Consider the following 8,593-nt stretch of genomic DNA (forward strand, 5'->3'; position numbering starts at 1 on the left):
AAGGAAGAGTTCAGGACCCGGCGCTGCAATCCAGCCTGGCGACAGCGGTTGCCGGCGCGTGAAATTCGGGCAATCTTGCCCCGTTCCGGCAGCGTCTGCCTGCCCATGCCATTTCCATCACCCTGCGGGATCCGCTTCCGCCATCCGCATTGATCGACATATTGGAGTGCCCTGATGACAGGCGGGATTTGCGAGCGGCGCTGGGATGCCATCGTGATCGGAACCGGGATCGGGGGCGGGACCATCGGACGGCGGCTGGCCGAGAAGGGCCTGTCGGTGCTGTTTCTGGAAAAGGGCCTGGCGGGATGCCGCACCGAAGAGAACGACCTGGACACCGGCAGCGTCACCGATCCGGCCGCCCGGATGCGGCGCGGCGCCTGGCCCGACCCGGTCCGCGGACGAATCGCCGGGATCGAGCGGCATTTCTATGCGCCGATCGGGGCCGGGGTCGGCGGATCCTCGGTCTTCTATGCCGCGACGCTGGAGCGGCCCGAGCCGCATGACCTGGATCACAGCGCCGAGCGGCCCCATCCCACCACCGGCTGGCCGGTCAGCTTTTCCCAGATGCTGCCCTATTTCAACGCCGCCCAGGCCGTGTTTCATGTGCGCGGAGAGCCCGACCCGCTGTCGGCGCATCCCTCGCCGCGCCTGGCGGTCGCGCCCGCGCTGTCCCAGGGCGACGCGGGGATGATGGCGCGAATGCGCGCCTCGGGGCTGCATCCGTATCGATTGCACAGCGCATTGCGCGACCTGGAAGGATGCCGGTTCTGCCTGGGCCGGAAATGCCCGCGCGTCTGCAAGATGGATGGCCGCTCGGCCGGGGTGGAGCCGGCGCTGGCGACCGGGCGCGCCGCGCTTGTGGAGGATTGCGAGGTGACGGAATTGCGCGGCGACGCCGGCCGCGTCACCCATGTCCTGGCCCGCCGAAAGGGCGAAACGCTGCGTTTCACCGCGGATCGGGTCATCCTGGCGGCGGGTGCGCTGTCCTCGCCCCGGTTGCTGCTGGCCTCGCGCACGCCCTATTGGCCGGAGGGCTGCGGCAACGGGCGCGGGCAGGTCGGCCGGCACCTGATGTTCCACCTCAACGAGATGTTCGCGCTCTGGCCCCGGCGGGGCGAATCCTTTGCCGAAGCCGCGAAAGCCGTCGGGTTCCGCGACCTGTATTTCGTCGAGGGCCAGAGATTCGGCATGGTGCAGGCGATGGGGCTGAACCTGGGCAAGCACGAGATCCTGCACCATCTGCGGATGCGCCTCGCCCGTTCGGCGCTGGGGGCGGTGCCCGGAACGCCGCAATTCGCGCGGCTGCCCGCCGCCCTGGCGGCGCGGGTCCTGGGCCAGGCGAAGGTGTTCGTCGGGCTGCTGGAGGACATGCCCGATGCCGAAAACCGGGTGTGGCCCGATCCGCAAAGGCCGGGTGGCATCCTGATCGACTATCGCTTCGCGCCCGAGCTTCTGCAGCGCCGCCAGCGTTTCCGGCAGCTGATCCGGGGGGCGCTGAAAGGGCAGCGGACGCTTTTCCTGAACTATGAGCCCGAGCCGAATTTCGGCCATCCCTGCGGCAGCCTGCGCATGGGCCTTGATCCCGCCAGCAGCGTGACGGATGCCGGCTGCCGCGTCCACGGGATCGCCAATCTGTGGGTGGCGGACGCCTCTTTCATGCCGACCTCGATGGGCGTGAATCCCAGCCTGACGATCGCCGCCAACGCCTTGCGGGTGGCCGACCTGATGACCGGGAAGCGATAGGCAACGGGCCGTCGCAGACCGGCCGGTTTCGCCGCCGTCATCTCCTCACGCGGATGTGAGCCGCGCAGCCCCGCGCCGCGCCTGATCCTGGGCTATCATGGCCGCGCAGCCGGAGGTTTGATGATGCCGTTCGGGGCCGTCCTTGCGCTTGTCCTTGCCGCCGTCGCCTGGCTTGCGGCCGGTCCTGCCGGCGCGCAGCAATGGCGGCCGAGCAACTGCATCATCATCGCCGATGCGGCGCCCGGCACGCGCGATCTGCACCGGGCCGCCTGATCCGACCCGGTGCCCCAGCGCACGGTCCGGCTCAGCTATGTCGCGCATTCGATGTTCCTGCTGCAGACCGAGGGCGGCTTCAACCTGGTGACCGACTATAACGGTCATCTGGGGCCGACCGTCTTCCGCCCCGATGCGGTGACGATGAATCGTGCCCATTCAAGCCATTGGAGCGACAATGTCGACGGGATCGAACATGTCCTGCGCGGCTGGAGCGAACAGTTCGGCATCGCCGCCGATCACTATCTGGACCTGGGCGAGATCCTGATCCGCAACGTCACGACCGACATCCGTTCCTGGGGCACGGTCGAGGAGGACGGCAATTCGATCTTCGTCTTCGAGACCGCCGGCCTGTGCATCGCCCATCTGGGCCATCTGCATCACGAGCCCACCGACGCGCAATATGCGGCGCTGGGGCGGATCGACGTGCTGATGGTGCCGGTCGACGGCGGCTATACGATGGAGCTGCCGACGATGATCCGCGTGGTGCAGCGGCTGCGCAGTTCCATCGTGGTCCCGATGCACTGGTTCGGACCCGCCAATCTGGAGACCTTCCTTGGCGGCATGTCCTCCAGCTTCGCCGTCACCCGGCCCGGCGTCAGCGAAATGCTGCTGTCGCGCGAGACATTGCCGTCGCAGCCGACCGTCGTGGTGCTGGAGCCGCAGCCCCTCTCGGACTGACGCCGCTGCGCCTCACGGCCTGATGCTGTCCCGGTCGGCAAGGATCGTCGCCGGATCGCAATGCAGCCGGACAAGTTCGGTATGCCTTGTCTCGCTGGTGAAGGCCTCGGCCGAGCCATAGACCCGGACCTCGGCCTCCCGGATGCCGCCGGGGGTGCGACTGTCCTCGGTCACCACGAAGGCATAGATGTAATCGCCGCGCGCATAGCCAAGCGCCATGGTCAGATCGAACGGATGGTCGATATCGGTATCCTTGGTCGAGAACCAGATGCTGTCGGTCTGGAAATACAGCTCGGCCGGATTGGTCCCGGCGGCATAGCTGTAATAGGCCTCTTTCAAGCCGGGGTGATCGGCCGGATCGGCAAGCCTGCAGAATTCGGCGCGGGCGTCGCGTGCGGGGATATGGCAGGCGAACTGCACCTGCCAGGGCGGAATGCAATTCGCCATTCCCGGCAGCGGCAGGAACATGGCCAGAATAAGGCCCAGGCTTGTTTTCACGGTATTGTCCCCGGCTTTCGTCTTCACGTCGCAGAACGGCCGCGAAACAATCCGGCGTTTTCGCGGAACACGCTCATTCACCCGTCGCAATGCTGGCGAAACACCGGGCCAATTCCGGCGGCGCCCCCTGGTCGGTCGCCCATGTGGCAACCTCGCCGGATTCCGAGGGATCGGCCATGCCGCCCCAGATCCCGTAGAACAGCTGTTTCGTGCCCTCTGCCTGATAGAGGAAATAGCCAACCCCATCGGCATCGGGAATTTCCGCGCCGACGATGGTCCAGGGCGCCTGTTGCAGCACGTCGGTGATCGTCACCTGTGCCGGATTCGGCGGCTGGGTCAGGGCGCCGGTGACATAGGCGCGAAATGAATTCCTTTCGGTGGCATCGCCGATCCGGCTGACATGATCGCAGGCATCGGAGGCATGGGCGGCCGGCAGGAACAGGAAAGAAATGGCGAGACAGGCGGAAAAGACCTTGAAGAATGTCATGACGTCCATCCTTTGACGAGCGTTGAAAAGCGTCGCGGCGATCCTACGACATTTTTCGGCCAAGGGGTCTGGAAAATTTCCGGCGCGCCTTGAAGGTGACAGGCAGAGCAGGCTTGGTCCAGGGCAACGCTTCTTATAGTTGTCGCGCCGCGACAGATGTCTTGCCGGTCCGCGCTTTTTCCTGATACATCACCGAACATCTGTCGCAACGAAACAATAAACAGGCTAGACAATGGCAAATCCCGACCTCGATCAACTCGACCTCAAGGAACTGCGCCAACTTCAACGCGAGGTTGCGAAAGCAATCGAAACCTATGAGCAGCGCGCCAAGGCGAAGGCGCTTGCCGAGTTGAATGACCTCGCGTCGCGACACGGATTCAAGCTGCAGGAATTGCTGGGCACCAAATCGTCCCGCCAGGTCGGGCCGAAATACCGGCACCCGGAAAACCCCGATCTGACCTGGTCGGGACGCGGCCGCCAGCCGCGCTGGATCTCGGAGGCGCTGAAGGCCGGAAAATCGCTGGACGATTTCGCAATCTGAATGGCGATAGGGCGGCAAATGCTGCAGCCCTGTCGCGGCCTGTCCGGCAATCGCGAATGCCTGGCCGCATCCGTCGCCGCGCCGATGATCCGCATGGACATGCGCAACCGCCGTGGATGAATTCCACCCGGCGCGGCGATCCTCATCGCCGCGCCGACAAGACACCCGCCCCCGGCATTCGCGCCTGCGGGCGGGCGCCGATCCTGACGCGGCACGAAGCGGTCAGGCCGCCGGGGATCAGCCCTCGGCAGCCATGGCTTCGACCGAGATCGAGACCTCGACCTCGTCCGAGACGGCCGGGGCGAACATCCCCAGGTCGAAATCGCTGCGTTTCAGCGTGGTGGTCGCGTCGAAGCCCAGCCAGGGCTTGTTCTCCATCGGGTGATCCCCCTGCTGGTTCAGGACCGTGTCCAGCACCGTTTCCCTGGTCACGCCGTTCAGGGTCAGGTCGCCGGTGATCAGCGCGCTATTGTCGCCCGTCACCTCGATCCCGGTCGAGACGAAGGTCACGGTCGGTTCGCCGGCCTCGCCGAAGAAGTCGTCGGACAGGAAATGCTTGTTGCGCTCGTCATCGCCGGTCATCAGCGACGAGACCGGGAAGCTGGCCTCGACCGAGGAATTCGCGGGATCTTCCGCGTCGAAGCTGATATTGCCCTCGATCCCGCTGAACATGCCGGTCGTGGTCGAGAAGCCCAGGTGGTCATAGGTGAAGACGATCTGGCTGTGTGAGGTGTCGAAGACATAGGCCTGCGGCTCGGCCAGGGCGGCACCGGCGGCAAGGGCGAAGGCGGCGGTCAGGGCGGTGGTCTTGATCATCAAAATCTCCGTGGTTGTAGGGAAAGCATGGGCGATAGCGGGGCGGGACACAATCGGCGATGGATGAACAGTTCCTGCGGATATGCGCACATTCGGGTTATCCACCGGAGCTTACTGCCGGGCGCTGAGGCTGACCGCCAGGGCCACGGGAAAGCCGACCGAGGATTCGTCGTCATAGCCCTGCCCGATGTTCCAGTCGCGCCGGTCCATCACGGTTTCGCCCGACATGGTGGCGATGCCGTCGGCGATCTGCAGGGTGAAGGACAGCGCGACGGTGGCCTCGTGGCCCTTCAGCGACAGGGGCCCCTCGGCGATGAAGCGGACGCCGTCGGGGCGGATCGCGCCGTGGAACACCGCCACCGGGTTGTTCTCGACATCGAAGAATTCGCGGCCCTTCGCCTGATTGGTCACCATGCCGATGCTGACGCTGTCCATGTTGATGGTGACCTCGACCTCGCCCAGCCCGGTATCGGGATCGAAGCTGATGGCGGCGGTCCAGTCCGAAAACCCGCCCTGGACCTCGCTGCCCATCTGCGTGACCGAAAAGCCCAGCTCGCCCTCGATCACCTGCCATTGCGAGGCCGCCTGCTCCAGCACCGCCGAGGGACCGGCGTCATCCGGGCGCGTGGCGATGGCGAAGGCCGCGCCAGCGGCGAAGACCGTGACGGCCATCAGCGCGGGCGCCAGGTGGCGCTGGATCGCACCCGTCCCGGCCGGCCGGCCCCGCAGCATCCGCGCCAGCACGCCGTCGCGGTCGACGATCGCATGTTTCAGCGCACCCGCGACATGCAGGGCGATCGCGCCGATCAGCACCCAGGCGAAGACGTGATGGATCGAGGCCATGACCGACGCGACCAGGGTCGATTTCGGGACCAGCGGCAACCCCTGCCCGAAGGGCCACAGGATCGGGGCGAAGCCGTCCGTCGCGGCATGTTCGATCCAGCCGGTCAGCGGCACCAGCACCAGCGCGGCATAGAGGATCCAGTGCATGATCTCGGCCAGCAGGGTCTCGACGGGGCGGTCGGGATGGACCGGAACGGGCTTCGGCTGGGTCAGCGCCCAGAGGATTCGCGCAAGGCCGATGGCGAACGCCGCGATCCCCAGCGTCTTGTGCAGCGAGAACAGCTGGACCTTGGCCTCCAGCGCCTCCATCGGCAGGCGCACGGCGGTCAGGCCCAGCACGATATTGGCCAGCACGACCAGCGCGGTCAGCCAGTGAAACGACCTGGCGATGCTTCCATAGCTGCGTGACGTGTTGCGTCGCATGATGTCTCCGAACCGGCTGCCTGCGACCTGATTACCGAAACCCGCCCCGAATTTGGAGAGCGCGGCGCGCACAAGGCCTGTGCGCGGATCGCGAAGCCCCGGCGCAGGGCGGGTCCGGCCGGCAGCGTGCTTCCGCGGGGCGCTTGGTCAAGGGCGCGCGGGCGCAAGCGTGGATCATATGGTCTGGAATCGCGCAGGATGATGCCCCGACAAGCACGGTCTTGCCGACAGGCGCGACCTTCGGCCCGGCGGCCGGTGGTCGCCTCGACACTCGCCGCAAGGGGATAATATGATTGCACTATTGTTCACGAATTCTGGTTTTCCAAGCGTCCCTGACTTCCGAACCAGGTGCCTTTCGCATCGCTGCAACGAACATCTGCGACCCTGACGACGACAGAAAAAGGATGCTGAACGATGAACCGACTTCATTGCGCGGGCCTATGCGGGCTGCTCTGGGCGGGGGCCGGGCTGGCCCTGCCGGCATCGGCACAGGACAGCTGGACGCTGTTTGCCGGGGGCACCAGCCTGCATCCCGTCGATCAGCGGCGGGCCCTGGGCTTCGAGACCGGGCTTGCCGCCGGAATCGACTGGCAGCGGCGGACCGGGGATTTCGCCCTTGGCCTGTCGCTGTCGCAAGAAAATGACGGCGACGACCTGCGACTGGACCGCAGCTTCGGCGAATGGCGCACGCGCGATTTCACGCTTGGTGCCGGCGCGGTCGACCGGCACTGGTCGCCATCGCGCCGTCATTCGCTGATCCTGTCGCGCAACGCCCGCCCCTTCCCCTCGGTCTATCTGCGCAAGGAGGGCTTCTCGGATTTCGAAACGCCGCTGCTTTCCTGGCTGGGTCCCTGGAGCGGCGAGGTCTTCCTGGGCCGGCTCGACAGCGAGGGGAACCCGACCGGCACCCGGCTGCTGGGGATGCGCCTGCAGATCCGGCCGGTCGAGGGGCTGGAGCTGGATGTCGTGCGCGTAGCGCAGTTCGGCGGCGCAGGGCGTTCCAGTTCGCTCTCGGACGTGCTGTGGGGCAATACCAACGAGGGCGACGGGGCGGATGCCAACCAGCTTGCCGGGCTGGGGCTGTCCTATCGCCTGCCCGAAAGCATCGCGCCGATCCGCGTCTATGCCCAGGCGATCGGCGAGGACGAGGCGGACGGGCTGCCCTCCTGCTTCATGTACCTGGCCGGAATCGAGGCAAGCGGCCAGGTCCTGGACGTGCCCCGCACCGTCACGCTGGAAGGCGCCACGACCGAGATCTCGACCACCGAAAACGGAAACTGCGGCCCCCGGCACCGCCTATGCCAACGAGTTCTATTCCGGCGGATACACCAACGAGGGCGAGTGATGGGCCTTCCGCTGGACACGGATTCGCGCATGATCCAGCTCAGCGGCGAACATGAACTGCCCCGCTTCGAGCTGCACTGGTCGCTTGCCTGGCACGACATCAACGTCACCGGGCGGGACGATCACCGGCTGACCTCGCAGCCGGTCGAGGGCGCGGCCGCGCGCCTGGGGGTGGCCACGACATGGGACGACATGGGACGAGCTGACATTGCGGGGCGATGTGCTCTACCAGTCCTATGACCTGGATCGCAGCGACGCGCAGCGGGGCCTGGGCGGCGCGCTGCAGCTGTCGCGTAGCTTCTGAGACGTTCTGCCGGCCCTTTCCGTTCAGCCGCGCCGCCTTGCGGATCGAGCCCTGCCGGGCCACCTCGTCGATATAGCGCAACGCGCGTCCGTGCAGCATCAGCCTTTCGCCTGGCAGCAGAGGGGCAGCGACAGGCAGCGGCCCATGTATTCGCCGGGCCGCGGCATCCGCAACCGGTGCCGCGTCGATTGCGGCTGATCGTCGGACCAGCGCATCGGCATGTCGCCGATATCGCACCTGCAGGCCACCCTCGCCTTGCTTCTGGCACAGGATCGTCAGGCAGTCGAAATCGGAAAGCGCGGCGGCTCGAACGGCGGCACGATCGACCGAGGTGGGTATCTCGCTGTAGATGGCGATATGGAGAACCTCCGCCGTGCCGACCCAGCCTCCGACCAAGCCGCCCGAGACTCACCGCCCGATCGCCGGCGACATGCGGGAACAGGGGCTGGTTGATGTCCCCGGGCCAGCGGGCGAGGATGATGTTCCCACCGTTGATCTCGATGCCGCCATCGGTGTCAACGGCGGCGTAAAAACCTGCCACGGGGCGGCGTAAAAGTCGGCCACCCTTGCGCGCGGCTGAGACCTCCGTGAGGGCGTAGCCCGAGCGGGGGTCTCAGCCGCGCGTTGCGATTTTCGAGGG

The 8,593-nt window shown here is 66.3% G+C and carries 10 protein-coding genes; 5 read left to right on the top strand and 5 right to left on the bottom strand.

What is annotated here, in order from left to right; all coding sequences use genetic code 11:
* The first annotated feature begins 174 nt into the window (after window positions 1–174).
* The 3 genes from C9E82_RS18600 to C9E82_RS18605 all read left to right on the top strand — a co-directional run bounded on the left by C9E82_RS18600 (window position 175) and on the right by C9E82_RS18605 (window position 2,697).
* Window positions 175–1,743, top strand: a complete 1,569-nt coding sequence (locus C9E82_RS18600; protein WP_119897958.1) for a GMC oxidoreductase — start codon at window positions 175–177, stop codon at window positions 1,741–1,743.
* 123 nt (window positions 1,744–1,866) lie between these two features.
* Entirely contained in the window at window positions 1,867–2,016 is a 150-nt protein-coding gene (locus C9E82_RS25385) for a hypothetical protein (protein ID WP_342354326.1), read from the top strand.
* A 9-nt stretch (window positions 2,017–2,025) separates the two neighbouring features.
* Window positions 2,026–2,697: an MBL fold metallo-hydrolase gene (locus C9E82_RS18605; protein ID WP_338068111.1), complete on the top strand. Its 672-nt coding sequence runs from the start codon at window positions 2,026–2,028 to the stop codon at window positions 2,695–2,697.
* A gap of 12 nt (window positions 2,698–2,709) precedes the next feature.
* Here the strand turns inward: C9E82_RS18605 and C9E82_RS18610 are convergent, their stop codons facing one another.
* Complete coding sequence (locus tag C9E82_RS18610) at window positions 2,710–3,195, bottom strand: hypothetical protein (RefSeq protein ID WP_147393074.1); 486 nt, start codon at window positions 3,193–3,195, stop codon at window positions 2,710–2,712.
* A gap of 73 nt (window positions 3,196–3,268) precedes the next feature.
* Window positions 3,269–3,682 carry a hypothetical protein gene (locus C9E82_RS18615; RefSeq protein WP_119897956.1) on the bottom strand — a complete coding sequence of 138 codons (414 nt, stop codon included), beginning with the start codon at window positions 3,680–3,682 and terminating at the stop codon, window positions 3,269–3,271.
* A gap of 232 nt (window positions 3,683–3,914) precedes the next feature.
* Between C9E82_RS18615 and C9E82_RS18620 the strand changes: the two genes are divergently transcribed.
* Window positions 3,915–4,223, top strand: a complete 309-nt coding sequence (locus C9E82_RS18620) for an H-NS histone family protein (protein ID WP_119897955.1) — start codon at window positions 3,915–3,917, stop codon at window positions 4,221–4,223.
* A gap of 237 nt (window positions 4,224–4,460) precedes the next feature.
* On the opposite strand, the gene C9E82_RS18625 is transcribed toward C9E82_RS18620, so the two are convergent.
* Window positions 4,461–5,039 (bottom strand): YceI family protein, encoded by a 579-nt coding sequence (locus C9E82_RS18625; RefSeq protein ID WP_119897954.1) that lies wholly within the window; start codon window positions 5,037–5,039, stop codon window positions 4,461–4,463.
* Window positions 5,040–5,150: 111 nt separating this feature from the next.
* Complete coding sequence (locus C9E82_RS18630; RefSeq protein WP_240643517.1) at window positions 5,151–6,305, bottom strand: cytochrome b/b6 domain-containing protein; 1,155 nt, start codon at window positions 6,303–6,305, stop codon at window positions 5,151–5,153.
* Window positions 6,306–6,719: 414 nt separating this feature from the next.
* Here C9E82_RS18630 and C9E82_RS18635 point away from each other — a divergent pair, with 414 nt between their 5' ends.
* Entirely contained in the window at window positions 6,720–7,889 is a 1,170-nt protein-coding gene (locus C9E82_RS18635; protein WP_119897953.1) for a capsule assembly Wzi family protein, read from the top strand.
* A gap of 162 nt (window positions 7,890–8,051) precedes the next feature.
* Here C9E82_RS18635 and C9E82_RS25325 read toward each other — a convergent pair whose 3' ends face one another.
* The gene (locus C9E82_RS25325) at window positions 8,052–8,174 is read right to left on the bottom strand and encodes a hypothetical protein (RefSeq protein WP_280524961.1); all 123 of its coding nucleotides are present in this window, start codon (window positions 8,172–8,174) and stop codon (window positions 8,052–8,054) included.
* Between the last annotated feature and the right edge of the window lie 419 nt (window positions 8,175–8,593).

Origin of the sequence: Paracoccus sigandri, from assembly GCF_003709565.1 — a bacterium.
Taxonomy (GTDB): domain Bacteria; phylum Pseudomonadota; class Alphaproteobacteria; order Rhodobacterales; family Rhodobacteraceae; genus Paracoccus; species Paracoccus siganidrum.

What these genes read in the sequence shown, in the direction of transcription:
- C9E82_RS18620 (WP_119897955.1), top strand. Translation starts at nt 3,915, where the DNA reads ATGGCAAATCCCGACCTCGATCAACTCGACCTCAAGGAACTGCGCCAA.
- C9E82_RS18600 (WP_119897958.1), top strand. Translation starts at nt 175, where the DNA reads ATGACAGGCGGGATTTGCGAGCGGCGCTGGGATGCCATCGTGATCGGA.
- C9E82_RS25325 (WP_280524961.1), bottom strand. Translation starts at nt 8,174, where the DNA reads ATGCCGATGCGCTGGTCCGACGATCAGCCGCAATCGACGCGGCACCGG.
- C9E82_RS18630 (WP_240643517.1), bottom strand. Translation starts at nt 6,305, where the DNA reads ATGCGACGCAACACGTCACGCAGCTATGGAAGCATCGCCAGGTCGTTT.
- C9E82_RS18635 (WP_119897953.1), top strand. Translation starts at nt 6,720, where the DNA reads ATGAACCGACTTCATTGCGCGGGCCTATGCGGGCTGCTCTGGGCGGGG.
- C9E82_RS18615 (WP_119897956.1), bottom strand. Translation starts at nt 3,682, where the DNA reads ATGACATTCTTCAAGGTCTTTTCCGCCTGTCTCGCCATTTCTTTCCTG.
- C9E82_RS25385 (WP_342354326.1), top strand. Translation starts at nt 1,867, where the DNA reads ATGCCGTTCGGGGCCGTCCTTGCGCTTGTCCTTGCCGCCGTCGCCTGG.
- C9E82_RS18625 (WP_119897954.1), bottom strand. Translation starts at nt 5,039, where the DNA reads ATGATCAAGACCACCGCCCTGACCGCCGCCTTCGCCCTTGCCGCCGGT.